At 66.7% G+C, this 20,446-nt stretch carries 23 protein-coding genes; 10 read left to right on the top strand and 13 right to left on the bottom strand.

What is annotated here, in order from left to right; genetic code table 11:
• Nucleotides 1-16 precede the first annotated feature (16 nt).
• Nucleotides 17-451 carry a PaaI family thioesterase gene (locus V5G24_RS11630; protein ID WP_394082521.1) on the bottom strand — a complete coding sequence of 145 codons (435 nt, stop codon included), beginning with the start codon at nucleotides 449-451 and terminating at the stop codon, nucleotides 17-19.
• A 92-nt stretch (nucleotides 452-543) separates the two neighbouring features.
• Here V5G24_RS11630 and V5G24_RS11625 point away from each other — a divergent pair, with 92 nt between their 5' ends.
• Together V5G24_RS11625 and V5G24_RS11620 are read left to right on the top strand one after the other, a co-directional pair.
• On the top strand, nucleotides 544-1,380 hold the full coding sequence (locus V5G24_RS11625) for an enoyl-CoA hydratase (protein ID WP_394082523.1): 837 nt from the start codon (nucleotides 544-546) through the stop codon (nucleotides 1,378-1,380).
• A 93-nt stretch (nucleotides 1,381-1,473) separates the two neighbouring features.
• Nucleotides 1,474-2,934, top strand: a complete 1,461-nt coding sequence (locus tag V5G24_RS11620; RefSeq protein ID WP_394082525.1) for a hypothetical protein — start codon at nucleotides 1,474-1,476, stop codon at nucleotides 2,932-2,934.
• A 111-nt stretch (nucleotides 2,935-3,045) separates the two neighbouring features.
• Here the strand turns inward: V5G24_RS11620 and V5G24_RS11615 are convergent, their stop codons facing one another.
• Nucleotides 3,046-3,258 (bottom strand): DUF2842 domain-containing protein, encoded by a 213-nt coding sequence (locus V5G24_RS11615; protein WP_394082527.1) that lies wholly within the window; start codon nucleotides 3,256-3,258, stop codon nucleotides 3,046-3,048.
• 148 nt (nucleotides 3,259-3,406) lie between these two features.
• Between V5G24_RS11615 and V5G24_RS11610 the strand changes: the two genes are divergently transcribed.
• Nucleotides 3,407-4,519 (top strand): COX15/CtaA family protein, encoded by a 1,113-nt coding sequence (locus V5G24_RS11610; protein WP_394082529.1) that lies wholly within the window; start codon nucleotides 3,407-3,409, stop codon nucleotides 4,517-4,519.
• Between the two features lie 97 nt (nucleotides 4,520-4,616).
• On the opposite strand, the gene V5G24_RS11605 is transcribed toward V5G24_RS11610, so the two are convergent.
• Together V5G24_RS11605 and V5G24_RS11600 are read right to left on the bottom strand one after the other, a co-directional pair.
• Nucleotides 4,617-5,315 (bottom strand): LrgB family protein, encoded by a 699-nt coding sequence (locus V5G24_RS11605; RefSeq protein ID WP_394082531.1) that lies wholly within the window; start codon nucleotides 5,313-5,315, stop codon nucleotides 4,617-4,619.
• Nucleotides 5,308-5,733, bottom strand: a complete 426-nt coding sequence (locus V5G24_RS11600) for a CidA/LrgA family protein (protein WP_394082533.1) — start codon at nucleotides 5,731-5,733, stop codon at nucleotides 5,308-5,310. The genes V5G24_RS11605 and V5G24_RS11600 overlap by 8 nt, the downstream gene beginning before the upstream one ends.
• Before the next feature lie 113 nt (nucleotides 5,734-5,846).
• Between V5G24_RS11600 and V5G24_RS11595 the strand changes: the two genes are divergently transcribed.
• Nucleotides 5,847-6,779, top strand: a complete 933-nt coding sequence (locus V5G24_RS11595; protein WP_394082535.1) for a LysR family transcriptional regulator — start codon at nucleotides 5,847-5,849, stop codon at nucleotides 6,777-6,779.
• On the opposite strand, the gene V5G24_RS11590 is transcribed toward V5G24_RS11595, so the two are convergent.
• The 4 genes from V5G24_RS11590 to V5G24_RS11575 all read right to left on the bottom strand — a co-directional run bounded on the left by V5G24_RS11590 (nucleotide 6,742) and on the right by V5G24_RS11575 (nucleotide 10,739).
• A complete protein-coding gene (locus V5G24_RS11590; RefSeq protein ID WP_394082537.1) occupies nucleotides 6,742-8,025 on the bottom strand; it encodes an O-acetylhomoserine aminocarboxypropyltransferase in 1,284 nt (427 codons plus the stop codon). The genes V5G24_RS11595 and V5G24_RS11590 overlap by 38 nt on opposite strands.
• 113 nt (nucleotides 8,026-8,138) lie before the next feature.
• The gene (locus V5G24_RS11585) at nucleotides 8,139-8,687 is read right to left on the bottom strand and encodes a CoA-binding protein (protein WP_394082539.1); all 549 of its coding nucleotides are present in this window, start codon (nucleotides 8,685-8,687) and stop codon (nucleotides 8,139-8,141) included.
• A 52-nt stretch (nucleotides 8,688-8,739) separates the two neighbouring features.
• On the bottom strand, nucleotides 8,740-9,519 hold the full coding sequence (locus V5G24_RS11580; RefSeq protein ID WP_394082541.1) for a TatD family hydrolase: 780 nt from the start codon (nucleotides 9,517-9,519) through the stop codon (nucleotides 8,740-8,742).
• A gap of 326 nt (nucleotides 9,520-9,845) precedes the next feature.
• Nucleotides 9,846-10,739 (bottom strand): LysR family transcriptional regulator, encoded by an 894-nt coding sequence (locus tag V5G24_RS11575; protein ID WP_394082543.1) that lies wholly within the window; start codon nucleotides 10,737-10,739, stop codon nucleotides 9,846-9,848.
• A 119-nt stretch (nucleotides 10,740-10,858) separates the two neighbouring features.
• Between V5G24_RS11575 and V5G24_RS11570 the strand changes: the two genes are divergently transcribed.
• On the top strand, nucleotides 10,859-11,629 hold the full coding sequence (locus tag V5G24_RS11570; protein ID WP_394082545.1) for an MBL fold metallo-hydrolase: 771 nt from the start codon (nucleotides 10,859-10,861) through the stop codon (nucleotides 11,627-11,629).
• A gap of 182 nt (nucleotides 11,630-11,811) precedes the next feature.
• Here V5G24_RS11570 and V5G24_RS11565 read toward each other — a convergent pair whose 3' ends face one another.
• The 3 genes from V5G24_RS11565 to V5G24_RS11555 form a co-directional block, all read right to left on the bottom strand.
• Nucleotides 11,812-13,371 (bottom strand): ArnT family glycosyltransferase, encoded by a 1,560-nt coding sequence (locus V5G24_RS11565; RefSeq protein WP_394082547.1) that lies wholly within the window; start codon nucleotides 13,369-13,371, stop codon nucleotides 11,812-11,814.
• Nucleotides 13,372-13,481: 110 nt separating this feature from the next.
• Nucleotides 13,482-13,778 (bottom strand): acylphosphatase, encoded by a 297-nt coding sequence (locus V5G24_RS11560; protein ID WP_394082549.1) that lies wholly within the window; start codon nucleotides 13,776-13,778, stop codon nucleotides 13,482-13,484.
• A 34-nt stretch (nucleotides 13,779-13,812) separates the two neighbouring features.
• Complete coding sequence (locus V5G24_RS11555) at nucleotides 13,813-14,640, bottom strand: cell envelope integrity EipB family protein (RefSeq protein ID WP_394082551.1); 828 nt, start codon at nucleotides 14,638-14,640, stop codon at nucleotides 13,813-13,815.
• A 96-nt stretch (nucleotides 14,641-14,736) separates the two neighbouring features.
• Between V5G24_RS11555 and V5G24_RS11550 the strand changes: the two genes are divergently transcribed.
• From V5G24_RS11550 to V5G24_RS11530, 5 genes are all read left to right on the top strand, one after another.
• Nucleotides 14,737-15,201 carry a RidA family protein gene (locus tag V5G24_RS11550; RefSeq protein ID WP_394082553.1) on the top strand — a complete coding sequence of 155 codons (465 nt, stop codon included), beginning with the start codon at nucleotides 14,737-14,739 and terminating at the stop codon, nucleotides 15,199-15,201.
• 13 nt (nucleotides 15,202-15,214) lie between these two features.
• On the top strand, nucleotides 15,215-15,958 hold the full coding sequence (locus tag V5G24_RS11545) for a glycerophosphodiester phosphodiesterase family protein (RefSeq protein WP_394082555.1): 744 nt from the start codon (nucleotides 15,215-15,217) through the stop codon (nucleotides 15,956-15,958).
• A 128-nt stretch (nucleotides 15,959-16,086) separates the two neighbouring features.
• Nucleotides 16,087-17,121: a DUF4424 domain-containing protein gene (locus V5G24_RS11540; protein ID WP_394082557.1), complete on the top strand. Its 1,035-nt coding sequence runs from the start codon at nucleotides 16,087-16,089 to the stop codon at nucleotides 17,119-17,121.
• Nucleotides 17,122-17,166: 45 nt separating this feature from the next.
• Nucleotides 17,167-18,342 carry a GNAT family N-acetyltransferase gene (locus tag V5G24_RS11535; protein ID WP_394082559.1) on the top strand — a complete coding sequence of 392 codons (1,176 nt, stop codon included), beginning with the start codon at nucleotides 17,167-17,169 and terminating at the stop codon, nucleotides 18,340-18,342.
• Between the two features lie 118 nt (nucleotides 18,343-18,460).
• Nucleotides 18,461-19,231, top strand: coding sequence for a proteasome-type protease (locus V5G24_RS11530; RefSeq protein WP_394082561.1), 771 nt, complete (start codon nucleotides 18,461-18,463; stop codon nucleotides 19,229-19,231).
• Nucleotides 19,232-19,329: 98 nt separating this feature from the next.
• Here the strand turns inward: V5G24_RS11530 and V5G24_RS11525 are convergent, their stop codons facing one another.
• The gene (locus tag V5G24_RS11525) at nucleotides 19,330-19,788 is read right to left on the bottom strand and encodes a peptidylprolyl isomerase (protein WP_394082563.1); all 459 of its coding nucleotides are present in this window, start codon (nucleotides 19,786-19,788) and stop codon (nucleotides 19,330-19,332) included.
• A gap of 80 nt (nucleotides 19,789-19,868) precedes the next feature.
• Complete coding sequence (locus tag V5G24_RS11520) at nucleotides 19,869-20,432, bottom strand: peptidylprolyl isomerase (RefSeq protein WP_394082565.1); 564 nt, start codon at nucleotides 20,430-20,432, stop codon at nucleotides 19,869-19,871.
• Nucleotides 20,433-20,446 lie beyond the last annotated feature (14 nt).

The raw sequence follows: 20,446 nt of genomic DNA, 5'->3' as shown, positions 1-20,446 counted from the left end.
CGGGCGTTTGCCGGGCTTATTTCGCCGGAATGGAATAAGTCGCCACGCAATGGGCGACCAGGTCCGCGCTGCCGGGGCTGTGGAGGGCGACATCGCCCACCGCCAGGCGCTTGCCCAGCTTGATGATGCGCGCATCGGCGAGAATCGGCCCCGGCGCCGGCTTGCGCAGGAAATTGATGGAGAGGTTTGTGGTCACCGCAAGCGCCACCGGGCCGATCTGCGCCAGCAGCGCGGCATAGACCGCGACATCGGACAGCGCCATCAGGGACGGGCCGGAAACCGTGCCGCCGGGACGCAGATGATCGTCCCCGGCATCGAGCTGCACCGTCGCCGTCATGATGCCGGTGGAGATCACCTTGTGCGCCTTGCCGGGGCCGAACGCCTGGGGGAATTCCTCATGCAGAAACGCTTCCAGCTCCTGCGGCGACATCTGCACCTGCCCGTCCCCCATGGTCTTCTCCCCGCATCGCGCTTCACACCCGCAACCTGCATAGAGTAGGGTGCGCCAACAACAAAGCGCGCGACGCGCGCGAGGGAGATCCCATGTCTTCTGCCGCATCCCCCGTTGCCGCCGCTGTCGAGACTCCGGCCGAACCGGCGGTGCTGCGCAGCGATGCGGACGGCGTTGCGCTGGTCACGCTCAACCGCCCCGCGCGCCGCAACAGCCTTTCCGAAGCCATGATGACGGCGCTGTCCGAGACGCTGACCGACATTTCGGTGGATCCGGCGGTGCGCGCCGTGGTGCTGAGCGCGAACGGCCCGGTGTTCTCCGCCGGGCACGACCTCAAGGAGCTTCAGGCCCATCGCGGGGACGAGGATCGCGGCCGGCATTATTACGACATGGTGATGCGCCGCTGCGCCGCCCTGATGACCGCCATCGTCCGCCTGCCCCAGCCGGTGATCGCGGCTGTGGATAGCATGGCGACCGCGGCCGGATGCCAATTGGTCGCGAGCTGCGATCTCGCGGTGGCCGGCGCCAAGGCGCGCTTCTGCACGCCGGGCGTCAACATCGGCCTGTTCTGCCACACCCCCATGGTTGCCCTGTCGCGCACGGTGTCGCGCAAGCACGCGCTCGAAATGCTGCTGCTGGGCGAGTGGGTGGAGGCGGAGGACGCCCATCGCATGGGCCTGGTGAACCGGGTGGTGGCCGATGGCGAGGCGGTGCCCGCCGCGCGCGACCTTGCCCTGCGTATCGCCGCGAAATCGCAGGTGCCGGTGAAACTGGGCAAGGCCGCCTTCTATGCCCAGTCGGAAATGACCCTGGACAATGCCTATGCCTTCGCCTCGCAGGTGATGACCACCAACATGCTCGCGCGCGACGCGGACGAGGGCATTTCGGCCGTGCTCGACAAGCGCGCGCCCCAGTGGGAGGACCGTTGAGGGCGAATTGATCGCGTCCTTTACGTTCCCTAAACCATAAAGGGCTTTCCTATTGTCCTGGCCGGCATGATGCCGGCGGCGAGGGACGGCGCGATGACCGACAGCCTGGGCCGCGAAACGCTCTTTGATCCGCACGCCGAAGGGCTGCGGGTTCGAATGCGTCGCGTGCGGGTGTGCGCCGCACTTGCCTTGCTCCTCGCGGCGGCGCTCCTGCTTCTGCCCTTGCGTTATACCGCCATCGCTTCCTTGTCGTTCGATGTCGCCTCCCAGCCGCCGACCGCCAGCGTCCGCGGGGTGGCGCAGGTGCTCGGCGCCCGCGAGATGGCGCAGGATGTGTTCGCGCGTCTCGATCCGGCGGACCGCGCCGCGCTCGCGGGCGCGAATCGCAACTTCTCGCTGTCACGCTGGCTGGCCGCCGATACGCCGCGCGCGCCCGCCGATATCGGTGGTGCGACGCTGGTCTCCGGCCTCGCCGTTACCCCGCGCTTCGGCGGGCGGGTGCTGGAGCTATCCTTCACCGCCACGCGGCCGATGCTCGCTGCGCGGGTGGTCCAGGCCTATGCCGACGCCTTCCTCGCGCTCGATGCCGAAGTGCGCGCCGACCCGGACGGCCCGGCAGCGGCCCACGCGGCGACGCCGCCGATGCGCATCGCCGCCGCCGCAATGGCCCCGGTGATGCCCGATGTTCCCGCGCCCCTGCGCCTGATCCTGCTGGCGCTGGCGACCTTTGCCCTCGGCTTCATCGTGCTGCGGTTCGGCCGGCCGGCCCGGCTGGTGATCGATGACGAGGAGAGCGCGCGTCTTCCGGTCCAGCTCACAGACGGGCGCAGCGTCGCCTGGATGGATGCCGGCCACGGCCGGGGCATGAGCCAGGACGAGGCGCTGGCGCGGCTGCTCCAGGTGCTGGAGGAATTGTGCGCGCGGCCCGCCGATGCCGGGCACCTCGTGGTGCTCACCGCCGATACGCCGTTCGCTCGGTCTGCCGCGTGCGCGGTGGCCTTGGCGCGCGCGCTCTCGCTGGGCGACGCGCGGGTGGCGCTGGTCGCTCTCGACGGCGACGCGCCGGAACTGAGGGGCCTGGTTGCCGATCCCTGGGCGGCCGGCGTGGACGAGATGCTGTTCGGCGTCGCCGGCTTCGGCGAAACCATCCACCGCGATTTGGTGTCGCGCGCCCATATCATCCCGCCCGGTCGCGGCGCGCGGGGCGGTGCCGGCGTCGCGACCGCTGATCGCCTGGCGCTTATCCTGCGCGCGCTGCGCCAGACCTATGATTGCGTGATCGTCGCCGCCCCCGCCGCGCCCCATCTGGTGGCCGCGTCCGGCCTCGCCGCGCTTCAGCCGCTGCTGGTGTGCATCGAGGACATGGGCGCGCCCGTCGGCTCGGGCGTGGAGGCCTATGCCGCACTCGCGGCCACCGGCTTCAACGACGTGGTGATGCTGCGCCTTGCGGACAGCGACGCCCCGGCCTCGGCGTCCGCGCTGCCGGCACTGGAGGCGGAGCCGGTGCGACTGAGACGTGAGCCGGCTCCGCGCCACCTCGCACCCGCCGCTTGAAGTTCCAGTGGAATCTGACTTCTGACAAGTAGAATATCGTGATTAAAAACAATAAGTTATCGCGATATTTAAAAGTCAGACATTACGCGAATCGCAAGTGTTTAGCCGGCATCATGTCTTCGTGTCGGGCCGCTCCATCCAGCGAATGAGGAAGGCAGCGGGCACGATCCAGAGCGATCCCAGCAGCACGTAGGACACGGTCTGCCACGCCCAGGGCAGCTCGGTGACGCGGCCTTGCGCGATCGCCATGGCCCCGAGCGCCCACACCACCACCAGGATCAGCATCAGAATGGTGCCGATGAACTTGCGCAAACGCATGGGCATCGCGCCCTCCTCTATTGTCCCGCGCGGGCCGCCCGCATCAGGCACGCCGCCCGGCTCCGTAGCGGCAGCGACGCCGCGCCGTCTTGCACCCGTGTAAGCCGCTGTATATCGGATCCTCGGGGAGGGCCATATTCTGGAGCAGGTTCAGATGCCGCAGGGTCGCAGCGCGATCGTTTCCGCCGATGCCTCGGCCAGCCATGGATATCGGGCGGTTCGCCTGTGGCTTTATGCGGTCGCCGCGCTGATCGTCCTGATGATCGTCGTGGGCGGCGCGACCCGCCTCACCGAATCCGGCCTCTCGATCACCGAATGGAAGCCGGTCACCGGCGCCCTGCCCCCGCTCTCGCAAGCCGACTGGCAGGCGGAGTTCGAGAAGTACAAGGCCATCCCCCAATATGAGATCCTCAACAAGGGCATGGGGCTGGAGGGCTTCAAGCGGATCTTCTGGTGGGAATGGGGCCATCGCCTGCTGGGCCGCCTGATCGGCTTCGCCTTCCTGCTCCCGTTCCTTTATTTCGCCGTTCGCGGCGTGCTGCGCGGCCCGCTGCTCGCCAAATGCCTCGGCCTGTTCGTGCTCGGCGGCCTCCAGGGCGCGGTGGGTTGGTGGATGGTGGCCTCCGGCCTTTCCGCCCGTACCTCGGTGAGTCAATACCGGCTGGCGGTGCATCTCACCCTCGCCTGCTTCATCCTTTCCGCCATCGTCGCGGTGGCGCGCAGCCTCACGGGCGCGGGGAAGGAGAAGGTGCCGGCGCCGCTGCGGACCGGATCGCTCCTTCTGCTCGCGCTGGTGCTGCTGCAAATCTTCGCCGGCGGGCTGGTGGCGGGGCTGGATGCCGGCATGACCTTCAACACCTGGCCGCTGATCGACGGACATTTCATTCCCGCCGCCGCGCAGCTCGGCGCGCTCGATCCCGCCTGGCGCAATCTGTTCGAGAATGTGCTGACGGTGCAGTTCGTCCACCGCATGATCGCCTATACGCTCCTCGCGGCGGCGCTGGCGCATGCGCTCAACGCCCGCCGGTTCGGCGGCTGGGTGGCGCGCGAGGCTTGGGGGGTGTTCGCGCTTGTCTGCTGCCAGGCGCTGCTGGGCATTCTCACCCTGGTGTTCGTGGTGCCGATGGATCTCGCGCTCACCCACCAGTTCGGCGCCGCATTGGTGCTGATCGCGGCGAGCGTGCACGCCAGCGATGTGGCGCGCAGCGGCCATGCACTAGACCCTGATCCTGTCAGATTGAATCAAGCGGATCGGATTAGTGCCTAAACCTCTGATGGAGAACGTTTTACCAATCTGATTGCTGCGCAGCCGGATCGGAACATGCTCCGCCGCCCTGCCCGCGCGGCCCGCGCGGGCCTGAGGCTCAGCGCAGCGCGATCGTGACCAGCGGCCCGAGCAGCAGGTTCACGAAACCGGCCAGGATCATCACCAGGCCGGCGATGGAGCCTTCCTCGCGCCCGATCTGGTGCGCCTTGGCAACGCCCGCCCCATGGGCGCCCATGCCGAACAGGGCGCCGCGCGCCAAGGTGGAGCGCAGCGGCAGCCATTTCAGCATCACTTCGCCGAGCGTCGCCCCGCAGATGCCGGTGACCACCACGAACATGGCGGTCAGATCGGGAATACCGCCGATCTCGCCCGACATGCTCATGGCGAACGGGGTGGTGGTGGAGCGCGGCATCAGGCTGCGGCCGAGCACGTCCGGCAATCCCAGCAGATTGGCGAGGCCCCAGGCGGTGCCGAGGGCGATCGTGCTGCCCGCAAGCACGCCCACCAGCAGCACCGGCCAATGGCGGCGAATGGTGGCGCGCTGCTCATGGATGGGGATGGCGAACGCCACCGTCGCCGGCCCGAGCATCAGCACCAGCCAATGGGTGCCCCGCAGGTAATCGGCATAAGTGGTGTGCAGCAAAGCTGTGAGGCCGAGAATCAGCACCGGCGTCAGCAGCAGCGGCGCGGTGAACCAGCGGGCGAACCTGCGGTTCAGCACCCGCGCCAGCGCATAGAGGCCGATGGTGGCAACGGGCCAGAACACCAGCCAGAACAAGGGGCCGGGCTCAGGCATGTCCCGCCTCCCCCGCATGGCGCGGGCTATGGCGCAGGCTGAAGCGATAGGCGAAATCCACGATCAGCGCCGTGGTGCCCATGACGGCCACGGTGCCGATGAGGATCACTGCGCCGATCTTGAGCCCCAGCGTGCCGACGAATTCGCCATGCTCCATCACCGCCATGACCGCAGGCACGAAGAACAACAGCATCTCCGCCAGCAGCCAATAGGCACCGAGCCGCACGTTCGCCGCCCGCAGGACGCCGGTGGCGAGAAGCACCAGCAGCAGCCCCATGCCCACCACCCCGCCCGGCAGCGGCAGATGCAGCCAGCGCACCAGCGTATCGCCCGCCAGCCAGAAGCCGAGCAGGACCAAAATCTGGAGCACACGCGTGCGGCGCAGCATGAGGCGGAGGCGGGTGAGAATCCCGGACATGGGAACGATCCACAAACAGAAGCGGCAGGAAGTGGATTGAAGCTTAGGGTGCAGTGCGATATTCGTAAAATGAATTGAATGAATAATGTTCAGTCCAAATTGGAATGGTGGTCATGGAGCTTCGCACCCTGCGTGCCTTCGTCGAGGTGGTCCGCCAGGGCGGCTTCTCCCAGGCGGCGAAGACCGTGTTCGCGACCCAGTCCACCGTCAGCAAGGCGGTGAAGCATCTGGAAGAGGAACTGGGCGTCACCTTGCTGGATCGGTTCGGCCATCGCAGCGAGCTGACCGCCGCCGGCGAGATCGTCTATCGCCGGGCGCTCACCATGCTGGCGGAGCGCGAGGACCTCACCACCGAGCTGGATGAATTGCGCGGGCTGAAGATCGGCATCCTGCGGCTCGGCCTGCCGCCGCTCGGCAGTTCAACGCTGTTCGCGCCTTTGTTCGCGCAATATCGCAGCCGCTATCCCGGCATCGAGATCCGCCTCGTGGAACAGGGCAGCAAACGGCTGGAAGAGATTCTGCTGGCAGGCGAAGTGGAGCTTGCGGGCTCACTTCTTCCGGTGGCGGAGGCGTTTGCCGCCCAGCCGGTGCATATGGAGCGTCTGGTGGTGCTGATGCCCGAGAGCCATCCTTTGGCGCAGGCGCCGCGCCTCACGTTTCCGGAGCTTTCGGCCCTGCCCTTCATCCTGTTCGAGAGCGGGTTCGCGCTCAACCAGGTGATTCTCGATGCCTGCGAGCGGGCGGGCGTCTCGCCCACCATCATCGCCCGCTCGGGGCAGATAGATTTCATCGTGGCGCTGGTGGGCGCGGGGCTCGGCATCGGGTTCCTGCCGCGCGCCATCGCCGAGCAGCGCCACCATCCCTCGGTGGCGCTGGTACCCCTGGACGAGCCCAGCACCGATTGGCACATGGCGCTGATCTGGCGCCGCCGGGCCTATCTCTCCCACGCCGCCCGCGCCTGGCTTGCGCTGGCGCGGGAATATTATGGCGACGCGGGGGAGCCGACGGTCAGGCGATCGCCAGCGCCTGCTGAAGATCGGCGATGATGTCGGCCACGTCCTCGATCCCGACGGAGAGCCGCACCACCTCGGGCCCGGCGCCGGCCGCGACCTTGGCCTCGTCGGAGAGCTGGCGATGGGTGGTGGAGGCGGGATGGATGATCAGCGAGCGCGTGTCGCCGATGTTCGCCAGGTGCGAGAACAGCTCCACGTGGGACACCAGTTTCACGCCCGCCTCATAGCCGCCTTTCAGGCCGAAGGTGAACACGGCGCCGGCGCCCTTGGGCAGATATTTGCGGGCGAGCGCGTGATATTTGTCCTCAGGCAGGCCGGGATAGCTCACCCATTCCACAGCCGGATGAGCGGCGAGGAATTTCGCCACGGCAAGAGCGTTCTCGCTGTGCTGCTTCATGCGCAGGGTGAGCGTCTCGATGCCGGTGAGGATGAGGAAGGCGTTGAACGGCGAGAGCGCCGGGCCGAGATCGCGCAGGCCAAGCACGCGCGCGGCGATGGCGAAGGCGAAATTGCCGAACGTTTCGTGCAGCACGATGCCCTGATATTCCGGCCGGGGCTTGGAAAGGAAGGGATAGCGGTCGGTCGCCGACCAATTGAAGGTCCCTGCGTCCACGATCACACCGCCGATGGAATTGCCGTGCCCGCCCAGGAACTTGGTGGCGGAATGGATGACGATGTCCGCGCCATGCTCGATCGGGCGCCACAGATAGGGCGTGGCCAGCGTATTATCGACGATCAGCGGCAGGCCGGCGGCCTTGGCGATCTGCGAAATGGCCGCGATGTCGGTCACCACGCCGCCGGGATTGGCGATGGATTCGGTAAAGATGGCCTTGGTCTTGGGCGTAATCGCGCGCTCGAACGAGGAAATATCGTCCGGATCCGCCCACGCAACATTCCAGCCGAAGCTTTTGAAGGCATGGGTGAATTGGTTGATGGAGCCACCGTACAGTTTACGTGAGGCGACAAATTCATCCCCCGGCGAGAGCATGGTCTGGAACACCAGCAGCTGTGCCGCGTGGCCGGACGCCACCGCGAGCGCGGCCGTGCCGCCCTCCAGCGCCGCGACGCGCTCTTCCAGCACGGCGTTCGTGGGATTGCCGATGCGGGTATAGATATTGCCGAAGGTCTGGAGGCCGAACAGCGCCGCCGCGTGATCCACGTCATCGAACACGAACGAAGTGGTCTGGTAGATCGGCGTCGCCCGCGCGCCCGTGGTCGGGTCGGGCTGGGCGCCCGCATGAATGGCGAGGGTGGCGAAGCCGGGTTCGCGATCGGTCATGGCTGGTCTCCTCCGAGTCCCCGGCATTATGCCGTGGTGTTGATGTTGTTTTCTAGTTCATCCATCGAAAAAATGTCTTTTTAATTTTTACCATTTTTTGCGTGTACAAATAGCTATTGCACGTCGGCCGGCGGCTTCGGCGTGCGCGACAGCGACAGGCGCTGCACCCCGCTGCCCAGGCGCTGGGGGCGCTTTGAGGAAATGGTACGGCTGTTGACGCCGGTCCAGCCGATCTCGCCGGAGAGCCGGCCGTATTCGATCTTCGGGCAGCGATCCATCACCACCTGGAGGCCGGCCGCTTCGGCCCGCGCGGCGACTTCGTCATGGCGCACGCCCAGCTGGAGCCAGAGCACCTTGGGCAGCGGCGACAGCGCGAGCACCTCGTCCAGCACCGCGGGCACGAAGGCCGGGGCGCGGAACACATCCACCATGTCGATGGGCACCGGCACGTCCGCGAGCCGGCCATAGAAGGCGCGGCCAGCGATCTCCTTGCCGATTTGGCCGGGATTGATGGGATAGACCTCGAACCCGCGCTCGGCGAGATATTTGGTAACGAAGAAGGACGGGCGCGCCGGATTGGGGCTCGCTCCGACGATGGCGATGGTGCGGCAGCGGCTCAGGATGTCGCGGATATAGGCGTCATCATAGCGATCGTGATTCATGAGGAGGATCCCTGCCGCGCGTTCCGCACGCCTTGCTTAAAGGCAGAATGGCTCAGGCGCGCCGCGCCTTCGAGAACAAGGTGAAGAAATTCTGCGTGGTGCGCGCGGCGATCTCTTCCAGCGAGGTGCCGCGCGCGGCGGCGAGAACCGTCGCGGTCTCGCGCACGAAGGAGGGCTCGTTGCGCTTGCCGCGATGGGGCGTCGGCGCGAGGAACGGCGCATCGGTCTCCACCAGCAGGCGCTCGGCCGGGAGCGCGGCGGCAAGCTCGCGCAGGGCGGCGCTGTTCTTGAAGGTGATGACGCCGGAAAAGGAGACATAGCCGCCGAGCGCCACCGCCCGGTGCGCGAGGTCTGCGCCGCCGGTGTAGCAATGCAGCAGGAAGGGAAACGCGCCCTTCGCGCTCTCCGCCTTCAGGATCGCGGCGACATCCTCGTCCGCCTCGCGGGCGTGGATCACCAGCGGCAGGCCGGTTTCGCGCGCGGCGGCGATATGGGTGTGGAAGCCGTGGGCCTGCGCTTCGCGCGGGCTGTTGTCATAATGATAATCGAGCCCCACTTCGCCGATCGCCACCACCTTGGGATGGGCCGCGAACGCCACCAGCTCCGCCGTCGTCACGTCCGGCTCTTCCGCCGCCTGGTGGGGATGGGTGCCCACCGAGCAGAACACATTCTCGAACCGCTCGGCGATGGCGCGGATCTGGTCGAAGCGCTTCACGCGGGTTGAGATGGTCACGAGATGGGAAACGCCGGCTTCGCGCGCCCGCGCGACGATTGCGGGCAATTCCTCGGCGAAATCGGGGAAATCCAGGTGGCAGTGGCTATCGACGAGCATGAATGAGGGCCTTCACAACAGGCCCCTCACATAGGCATTCGGCGCCACCACGTCGAGCCGCTACGTTGAGCCTTCGCGTTGAGCCATTGCATTGACTCGACGTGCGCGGGTTCAGCCGGCGGGGTGCATCTGGAAGCAGAAGCAGGAGCCTGCCTTTGCCTCCCACCCGTCATGGCCGGGCTCGTCCCGGCCATCTATGCCGCGCCGACCGCGCGGGCCTTGACCAGCCGGTGCCAGCGGTGCCGCGTGGATGCACGGGACAAGCCCGTGCATGACGATGCTCTGCTGCAAAGGCAAACGCGCCGGACCCGGACGGTCGATTCCCCCTAACCCACTTCCTCGAACAGGGCCCGCTCGCGCCGGAACAGATCCAGCAGCGCGTCGGACACCAGGCGGAAGCGGGCGTCGGTGCGGGCGTCGGCGCGTGTGAGCAGCCACAATTCGCGCGCCGGCGGGCGGTGCGTCAGATCGAGAACGCAAAGGGCTGGATGGCCGGCGGCGAGGAAATGCGGCAGCAAGGCGATGCCGCACCCAGCAGCGGCCGCCTGCGCCTGTCCCGCCTGGCTGTTGGTGCGGAAAGAGAATCGCGCGCGGGGAAATTGGCGCGTAAGCCAGAGCGCTTCCGGCAAATGCCCCGCCGCCTCGTCGAAGCCGACGAAATGCGGCGCCTCGCCTTGCGTGATCCTCGCCTGCCATTCCGCCGTTCCATAGAAGGCCAACCCGACGCCGCACGCCCGACGCGCCAGAAGGTCGCCATCCTGCGGCCGGGCGAGGCGCAGCGCGATGTCGGCCTCGTGGCGTTGCAGGCTCACCGCGCGCCGGTCGGCGATCAGTTCCAGATCGAGCGCGGGATGCCGCCTCTGGAGCGCTGCCAGATGCGGCAGCAGGAACACATCCGCGAGGCTCGCCGTCGCGGTCACGCGCACACGGCCGGCATAGGCATCGCGCGGCGCCTGCTCCTGCAAGGCCTGGGCGGCACGCTCCATCGCCATCGCGACGTCGAGTGTGTGCCGGCCCGCATCGGTCAAATCATAACCGGCGGCATTGCGCACCAGAAGCGGCGCGCCGATGGCCGCCTCCAGCCCTGCCACATTGCGCGACACCGTGCTGTGATTGACCCCCAGCACCCGCGCCGCCGCCGAAAGGCTGCCGTGCCGCGCGAGCGCGGCGAAAACGCGGAGCTGGTCCCAATCGAGGTCTGTGCGAAAATGAGCGGCCATTGCGCAGTTTTCGGGAATTTTCGCGCCGATGGCCAGCGCCTAATGCGTGCGGCGAACCGTGCGTCCTCAGGCGCCCCCGGCGCACCTCCCGCGATGCCCCCCTTTGGAGAGCTGATCCCATGCCTTCGCCCGCCCCCATCCGCCTCACCCTCGTCGGCGGCCCGACGCTACTGATCGAAATCGCCGGCTTTCGGCTGCTGACCGATCCCACCTTCGACATGCCCGGCGATTATGCCTCCGGCACCATCACCCTGCACAAGCTCACCGGCCCCGCGATCGCGGTGGAGGAGATCGGCGCCATCGACGCAGTGCTGCTCAGCCACGACCAGCATGCGGACAATCTCGATCGCACGGGGCGCGCTTTCCTGCCAAAGGCGGGCACCACCTTCACCACCCACATCGGCGCCGAGCGGCTCGGCCTCGGCGAGGGCCTGGCGCCCTGGGACACGCGCGAATTGAAGGGACCGGACGGCGCGCGCCTGTTCGTGACCGCCGTTCCCGCACGCCACGGGCCTCCAGGCATCGAACCCATCGCCGGCGAGGTGATCGGCTTCGCCCTGGGCGTGGATGCGCCGGGGGATGCGCTCTATATCTCCGGCGACACGGTCTGGTACGAGGGCGTGGCCGAGATCGCGCGGCGCTTCTCCCCCCGCATCGCCGTGCTGTTCACCGGCGCCGCCAAGCCGCGCGGGGCGTTCCACCTGACCATGGATGCCAATGACGCGCTGGAGACGGCACATGCCTTTTCCGGCGCGCGCATCGTCGCGGTGCATAACGAGGGCTGGGGTCACTTCAGCGAGGCGGAGGACGAGTTGGCCCACGCCTTCACGGCGCTCGGTCTCGGCGACCGGCTCGCCCGTCCGCAAAGGGGCGAGGCGCTGTCGCTTTAGGGCGCCCCGTCACCCGTCACCCGCGCGAAGAGGCCGCCGGATTCATGCGCGGCGAACATTCGCCCGAATTGGCGGTTTATTCCGCCGCAGAGGCGCGGCGAACAGCCAGGAAACCACTGTTCGTCCGCGCCAAGTCATTGTTTCACGTGAAACATTTTCGAAAAACGCTGGGCCGGAGAGGCTCAGCGGCACAATTCGCTGTCGGCCGGAAGCGGCGTGATCTGCCAGAAGCTTTCGCGCCGCGGCTTCAGCCAGGGAGACCACCATTTGGCAAAAATGTCGATGGCCGTGCCTTCCATGCGCGCCGGGGCATAGACGCCGAAACCGTTGGCGACGCCGGTCACCTGCCCGCAACCGGTGGACGGCCGCGCCGGCGGGCGATAGCCGAACTCCCGCACGATCACCACCCGCGCTTCCGGCACCGCCGCGCGGATGCGGCCGGCGGACATGCGGTCGGCGGCGATCAGCGTCGGCGCCGAACCCAATTGCGCCAGCACCACCGGCCGCAGCTTGGCCAAGGGCTCGGCCGAGACGCAGCGCCCGCACAGGCGCGGATCGGGATAGACGGTGACCGCGATGCGCACCGCCATGACCCCGATCGCCAGGGCGGCCAGCAGGCCGAGATAGAGCTTCACCCGCCGCTGCCACCCGCCCAGCCGTTCCAACTCGGCGAACACATAGACCGGGGCCATCAGGAAGAAGACGTGGAAATAGCGGTCGCGCAGGCTGATCGATCCCATCGCCAGCACACCGACCAGGGTGACCACCGTGCCGATGAGGATCATGGACCGCAGCAGATGGCGGATCGCAGCGCGTTCCTGTGTGCTCGCGCGCCCGCCCTCGCCCCGGTTGAGCGGCAGGAAGACCAGGGCGACGATGCCGATCAGCGGCAGCAGGTAGCCGATCCAGGCGCCGGCGAAGACGTCGAGGACATTCGACCATTTGGACTTCGCATTGGCGGCGATCACGTCGGCGGTTGCGAAGAACACGTCCTGCTTCATCACCACGAGGACGATGGAAAACAGGATGATCGGCACCGCCGCGACGCCGAGCGTGATGGCGATGCGCCGGTCCAGCCACACCCGGCGAAAGCTTGGCTCCAGCAGGCAGGAGATCAGGATCGCGCCGAAGAAGGCGACATAGCCGAACTTGCTGAGCAGGCCGAGCGCGATCCAGCCGCCAAGCGCCGCATACAGCCAGCGCGACGGCGCAGCGCGCAGCGCGATCAGCGTCACCATCGTGCCGGCGATGGCGACGATCATGGCGTTGGAATGGGTCAGGATGCGGTGGCTGTGATAGCCGATCACCCACAGCGCCGAGAGCGAGAACACCGCGAGCGCCTGGAGGCGCGGATCGGCGATGGCCCGCACCGCCACGCGATAGACAAGCATGGCGCAGGCGAACAGAAGCGAATAGCGCAGGATCGCGAAGCTCAGCGCCCCCGGCCCGGTGATCTTCTGGATGCCGTAGAGCAGCCAGTCGAACACCGGCGGATTGCGCGCCACATAGCTGATCTCGAACGACTGAACGAGATAGCTCTCGATCGCGTCGTCCACATTGATGGCGCTCTCGAACACCACGGCGATCAGGGCATGCAGAACCGCCCAAAGCGCGACGATGAGGGCGATGCCGCTGGGCCGCGCCCACCAGGGCGCCGACTCAACCGGATCGTAGGGGCCAAATTTGGACGGCGTGTTGGCGGGGCGGCCGGCACTCGGGTCCGCCGAAACAGTCGCGGACACAGGGGTACTCCGCAGTCGGATCAGGACCTTTTCTATACGCGCCGATCCAGCCCATGACCATCGCGCCGACCCGCCTCGGTGCATTTGCGCGCGGCGCTGTAGCGGGAATGTTACAGGGTGGGCAGCACCGCGAAGCGGCCCCAGCCGCCGCTGGCCGCGAGCGCGGTGTCGGCGGCGTCGTAGCGCCGCAGCGCATCCACCCGCGCCCCGGCAGGGCCGGCGCCGCATGCCTGCACCATCTCGTCCACGGCGGCGTCATCCGCGCCCGCCAGCACGGCTTCGACGCTGCCATTGGTGCGATTGCGCACCCATCCCGAAAGGCCGCGCGCCTTGGCGCCATGGGCGCACCAGGCGCGATATCCCACGCCCTGAACCCGGCCTTCCACAATGAGATGCACCACTTTCACGGCACCCTCCCGGCGGCGCGCGACGGCCCGCGCCTCACTTGTCGCATGGTGCGCTCGCCTTCAGCGGCTCGAATTGCTCCATCCGTCCGCGCAGGACGAAGTCGTTATAATCGATCGACAGCGCGCCGATGACGCCATTGTCATAGAGCGAGAAGCTCATGACATAATCCGGGGTCTGGTCCGAGCCGCCCGGCTCGAAATAGCTGACGCTGGTCTGATGATAGGTGTGGCCGGCCAGCGCCACCTTGGCGGCTTCGGGCAAGCCGGGCTCGTCCTTGGCGGCGCGGCCGATCACGGCGAGGGTATCGAACACCTTCACCCCATCGTCCGAACCGTCGAACACGCGCGCCTCCAGCACCGTTTCGCCGGCCTTCGCGGCGGCGATCACCCTTTGCAGATGCTCGGTGGGCAGCAGGATCTTGCCGGTCAGTTCCACGGTCGCCTTGCGGGGCTTGGTGATCTTCACGCTGAGCCCGGTATCGGTGCGGGTGGCGGTGGCGTCGACATCCGACTTCACCTCGTCCCGCTGGCGACTCAAGGTCTTGAAGCGATAGGCGGCGGCCGAGCCGCCCTCCCAGCTGGTGGAGAGCATCTCGCTGCTGACGGAAGGGCCCTCGCCGGTATCGAGCTGGTTGGTCTGGCGCAGCTTCACCGTATAGCCCTCGCAGGCGTCGCCGCGCATCTCGTAATCAATCCGCCCGTCGGCGCCTTCCAGCTTCTGCGAGGGACGGGTTCCGTCAAGCGAGAGCACATAGCTCGTGCGATGCGCGAGCAGCGGATCGGCATGCGCGAGGCCGAGAGGCACGGCCGCCAGCCCCGCAGCCAGGGCGAGCCTTGCGAGCATCCGCGAGCGATCCACCATTCCTGTCTCCTTATCGTCGTCCGGACGACTTGCGCCCCGCCCCTGGTTCGGCGAAGAAGGCGCACATTTACGCGCAAGGTGTGGCAGGAGACGAGAATGTCGCAAACCATCGAGCAGAAACTCGCGGATCTGGGAATCACGCTTCCCACCCCCACCGCCCCGCTCGCCAATTATGTGCCCGTCGTGCGCACCGGCAACCTCCTGTTCGTGTCCGGCCAGGTGTCGATCGACGGCGCCGGCAAGATCACCACCGGAAAGCTCGGCGGCGGCGTTGAAATCGAGACCGGCCGCGCCGCCGCGCGCCAGTGCGCCATCAACATCCTCGCCCAGGTGAAGGCCGCCATCGGCGATCTGGAAAAGGTCGTGCGGGTGGTGAAGCTGGTCGGCTTCGTGAACTCCACGCCGGACTTCGTGGATCAACCCAAGGTGATGAACGGCTGTTCCGATCTCCTGGTGGAAGTGCTGGGCGACAAGGGCCGCCATGCCCGCTCCGCGGTCGGCATCGCCGCCCTGCCGTTCGACGCGGCGGTCGAGGTCGAAGCCGTGGTCGAAGTGGCCTGATCCCCGCACCAAGATGGGCGATCTGTCCTGGCTGATCCAACGACCCGTCGCCCATCGCGGCCTGCATGATGCGTCATGCGGGGTGATCGAGAATTCGCCGAGCGCGGTGGAAGCCGCGATCGCCGGCGGGTTCTCGGTTGAGGTGGACATCCAATTGGCCCGCGACGGCGAGGCCATGGTGTATCACGATTTCGCCCTGGATCGCCTGACGCAGGGGTCCGGCCTGCTCGCGGACCAGCCGAGCGCGCAATTGGGGCAGGTTCGCTTCCGCGCCACCGACGATCGCATGATGAGCCTGCCGGACCTTCTGGCTCGGGTGGACGGCCGGGCACCGCTGCTGATCGAGATCAAGAGCGCATTCACCGGCGACGTCCGGCTGGCGCTGCGTGCTGCGAACCTTCTGGCAGGCTATCGCGGTCCGGTGGCGCTGATGTCGTTCGACCCCGAGATGATCTCGGCGGTCCGCGAAGCGGCCCCCGACATAGCGCGCGGCGTCGTCGCGGAATGGCGCTACGCTGATTCCGAATGGAACGATCTCTCGGCGGGCACGAAGCACATGCTGCGGCATCTCCTGCATTGGCCCAAGACCCGGTTTCAATTCGTTGCCTACCGCGTGGCCGACCTTCCCGCCCCCGCGACCCGCCTCGCCCATGCCCTTGGCTTACCCGTGCTGGCCTGGACCGTGCGCCGGCAGGCCGACCGGGAGGCAGCGAAGAAATTCGCCGACCAGATGATTTTCGAAGGTTTCCGCCCCTGAGGCGAGACGCCCGGTCCGGGCGGTGCATTCGCTGATGCGTCCCCCAAGGGGATGGGCTAAGAGCTCGGAGGAACGGGCGCCGGCCGGCTTCTGACGGCCGACAGAGCTTCGCCCCGGAGGATCGCACCGTGCCGACGCTTCGCTCAGCCCTGTCCATCGCTTCTCTGACCTTCGCCTGCGCGTCCGCGTTCTTCTGCGCCGGGCCCGCGCGCGCCAATGATTCTTCCGCGGAGCTCTCGGCCGGTGGTCTGGTTCTTATCCGCAATCTCGATGTTGAGATGCGCTCGGAGGATCTGTTCATCTCCACCGGCGAAGTGCGGGTGCGCTATGTGTTTCACAACGCCAGCGACAAGCCGGTGACCGGCCTCATCGCCTTCCCCATGCCGGACATCACGGCAAGCGAAGCGAATATTTCGATCCCGACCGAAGACCCGGTCAATATTCTCGATTTCAAGACCCGCGTGAACGGCACGCCGGTGCGCACCGATGTGGAGCAGAAGGTGTTCGTGCTCGGCATCGACCGCACCGCCATGCTTCTGGATCAGAAGGTGCCGCTCGCCCCGCACCTGCAATCCACCCGCAAGGTGCTGGACGCCCTGCCGCGTCCGCTCTGGGACGAGTGGGCGAAGATCGGCCTTGCCCGCGTGGACGAATATGATGTCGGCCAAGGCATGAAGGAACATCTGGAGCCGCAATGGACACTCAAGACCACCTTCTACTGGATGCAGACCTTCCCGCCGAAGGCCGACACCATCATCGAGCATGCCTATAAGCCGAGCGTCGGCGCCTCGGTGGGCACGGCGATCGGGATGGCGACGGGCGACAACGCTTTTCTCCAGCGCGAGCAGCGCAGCTATGAGCAGAAATTCTGCATGGATCGTGCCTTCCTCTCCACCGTCCAGGCCGGTGTGAAGAAGCGGAAAGACGGCATCGCCTTTTCCGAGGAGCGCATCGGCTACGTCCTCACCACCGGGGCCAATTGGTCCGGCCCCATCGGCAAGTTCAAGCTCACCGTGGACAAGGGCGCGCCGAACAATCTCGTCAGTTTCTGCGGCACCGGGGTCAAGAAGACCGGCCCCACCACGTTCGAGATGAACGCGACCGACTTTTACCCTACGGAAGACCTCTCGATTTTGATCCTGAAGCCCAGTCCCACCCCTTGATTGCACCGCACCATGCCGCCAAGTTGAGGGCATGGGCGATATTGCATGACCGAGGCCTGCGTCCGCGTCCTCTCCGCCTTGACGGAGATCACCGCCAGCGAATGGGATGCCTGCGCGGCCGGTGAGGCGGCGCGGCCGGAACCCTTCGTCTCCCACGCCTTCCTCCAGGCGCTGGAGGAATCCGGCTGCGTCGGCGCACGCACCGGCTGGCTGCCGCAACACCTCCTGCTTGAGGGGCCGGATGGCTCGGCGGCTGGCGTCGTGCCCGCCTATCTCAAGTCCCATTCGCGTGGCGAATATGTTTTCGACCAGGGCTGGGCTGATGCCTATGAGCAGGCCGGCGGGCGCTATTATCCCAAGCTCCAGGTCAGCGTGCCGTTCTCGCCCGTCACCGGCCGCCGCCTGCTGACCCGGCCGGGCCCGGACGCGGCCGGCCATGCGGATCTCCTGGGCGCCGGGCTGGTGCAACTCGCGCGCCTGCATAAGACCTCCTCGATCCATGTTACCTTTTCCTCCGAGGCGGAATGGGAACGGCTGGCCGCGCTCGGCTTTCTCCAGCGCACGGACCAGCAGTTCCATTGGCGCAATGCGGGCTATGCTAACTATGAGGATTTCCTGGAGGCGTTGGCCTCCCGCAAACGCAAGGCGCTGCGGCGCGAGCGGCGCGAGGCGCTCTCAGGCGGCATCGAGATCGAATGGCTGACCGGCAGTGACCTCACCGAAGCGGCGTGGGATGCCTTCTTCGCCTTCTACATGGATACCGGCTCGCGCAAATGGGGCCGGCCCTATCTCAATCGCCAATTCTTCTCGCTGCTCGGCGAGCGGCTATCCGATCAGGTGCTGCTGGTGATGGCGAAGCGGGAGGGGCGCTACATCGCCGGCGCCCTCAACATGATTGGCGCCGAAACCCTCTATGGCCGCTATTGGGGCGCGATCGAGGAACATCCGTTCCTGCATTTCGAGGTCTGCTATCATCAGGCGGTGGACTATGCCATCGCCCATAAGCTCAAGGTGGTGGAGGCAGGCGCGCAAGGGGAACACAAGCTGGCGCGCGGCTATCTCCCGACCCCGACCTATTCCGCCCATTGGATCGCCGATTCTGGTCTGCGGCGCGGCGTCGCGCATTATCTGGAGCGCGAACGCGCCCATGTGGCGGAGATGGGGGAGGAACTGATGGAGCTCGGCCCGTTCCGTCGCGGCGGTGTCCCGGAAGGCGATTAGCGGCATTCCTGCCGCGCCTGCGCCAAAAGGCGGACAGAATTGCCCAGGGGGGCATAACGCTGATTGCGGCACGCGGGGTAGGCTCGCTATAACTCCCGGCCTGCGGTGGGGGAAGGTGATGACGTATTGTTGCGGCGTGCTGGTGCGGGACGGTCTGGTGATGATCGCGGACACGCGCACCAACGCCGGCCTCGACAACATCTCCACCTTCCGAAAGCTCCATGTGTTCGAGGAGCCCGGCCACCATGTTATCGCCATCGCTTCGGCCGGAAACCTGTCTGTTTCCCAGTCGGTGCTGAGCCTTCTGCACGAGGGTGTTGAGGACCATGAGGCCGGCGAGCGTCAGCAATTGCGCGACGCTCGCACCATGTTCCAGGCCGCCCAATTGGTCGGCCGCGCGATCCGGCAGGTCCACACGGTGGACGGCAATGCGCTGGAACAGAGCAATGTCAGCTTCGACGTGTCGTTCCTGCTGGGCGGCCAGATCATCGGCGGGCCGCTGCGCCTGTTCATGATCTATTCGGCTGGAAATTTCATCGAATGCACCACCGACACGCCGTTCCTTCAGATCGGCGAACACAAATATGGCAAGCCGGTGCTCGACCGCGCCGTGACCTTCGACATGGAAATCGCCGACGCGCTGAAAACCAGCCTGATTTCCATGGATTCCACCATGCGCTCGAATCTCGGCGTCGGCCTGCCGATCGATGTGCTGGTGCTGTGCCCCGATACGCTGGAATCCGAGCTGAGCTATCGCATTGAGCCAGGCGAGCCCTATTTCCACGACCTGCGGGAGCGCTGGTCGGCGGCGCTGCGCTCGGCGCACACCTCGATCCCGCGCCCGCCTTATCTCAAGCACGGCCGGCGCGGCGAAAACGGCCAGGGCTGACGCCTGCATCGGCCTGCGATGTATCTCCCTCCCCGCAAGGGGACCAGAAACAAAAACGCCGGCATCGCTGCCGGCGTTTCCGCATCTGGGCGTGAAGCTCAGGCCGCCGCGGGCTGGAGCTTGGCGGAGACAATCTTGTCGGGATCCTTCACGGGCTCGCCGCGCTTGATCTTGTCCACATTCTCCATGCCGGAGATCACCTGGCCCCACACCGTATACTGGCGGTCGAGGAAGCCGGCATCGCCGAAGCAGATGAAGAACTGGCTGTCACCCGAATCCGGGCTCTGCGCGCGGGCCATGGAAACCGTGCCGCGCTTGTGCGGCTCGGCGTTGAACTCGGCCTTCAGCTTCTTGCCGGAGCCGCCCATGCCGGTGCCGGTGGGATCGCCGGTCTGCGCCATGAAGCCGTCGATGACGCGGTGGAACGGCGTACCGTTATAAAAGCCTTCCGCCACCAGTTCCTTGATGCGCGCAACATGGCCGGGGGCCAGATCGGGACGCAGGGCAATGACCACCTCGCCCTTGGTGGTTTCGAGAACGATAACCTCGTCGGCCATGGCCAGTCTCCTTGGTTGGTCGATGGTGTCGCGGCGTTTTGGTGCCGCGCTCTACAGAGCGGTTGCGTGAGAGGGCGCCCTTACTTGGCGTCCGCAGCCACTTGCATCTTGATGATCTTGTCGGGGTTCGCGACGGCGCCATTCTGGCTCGCGGGACCCTTCTTGATCTTGTCCACGAACTCCATGCCCGACACCACCTTGCCGACCACGGTATATTGGCCGTTCAGGGAGGGGGTGGCGTCGAAATTGATGAAGAATTGCGAATTGGCGCTGTCCGGCGAGGACGAGCGGGCCATGCCCACGGTGCCGCGCTCGAACGGGACCTTGGAGAACTCCGCCGGCAGGTTGGGATATTTGGAGCCGCCGGTGCCGTTGCCATACTGGCCGTCGCCGGTCTGCGCCATGAAGCCGTCGATGACGCGGTGGAAGGGAACGCCGTTATAGAAGCCTTCGCGGGCGAGCAGCTTCAGCCGCTCCGCATGCTTGGGCGCGATGTCCGGGCGCAGCGCGATCACCACACGGCCATAGGTCGTGTCGAGATAAAGGGTGTTCTGGGGGTCGATCTTGCTCTGCGCGGCGGCGGGCAGCACGAACATCAGCGCGACGGCAAGGCCGGCCAGGACGCGGCCGAGAATGCGGGGCATGGGTTTCTCCTTGG

Source organism: Roseixanthobacter finlandensis, from assembly GCF_043195105.2.
Taxonomy (GTDB): Bacteria; Pseudomonadota; Alphaproteobacteria; order Rhizobiales; family Xanthobacteraceae; genus NCEH01.
The sequence above is the reverse complement of the archived record's forward strand: the minus strand, read 5'-3'. Positions and strand labels throughout refer to the sequence as shown.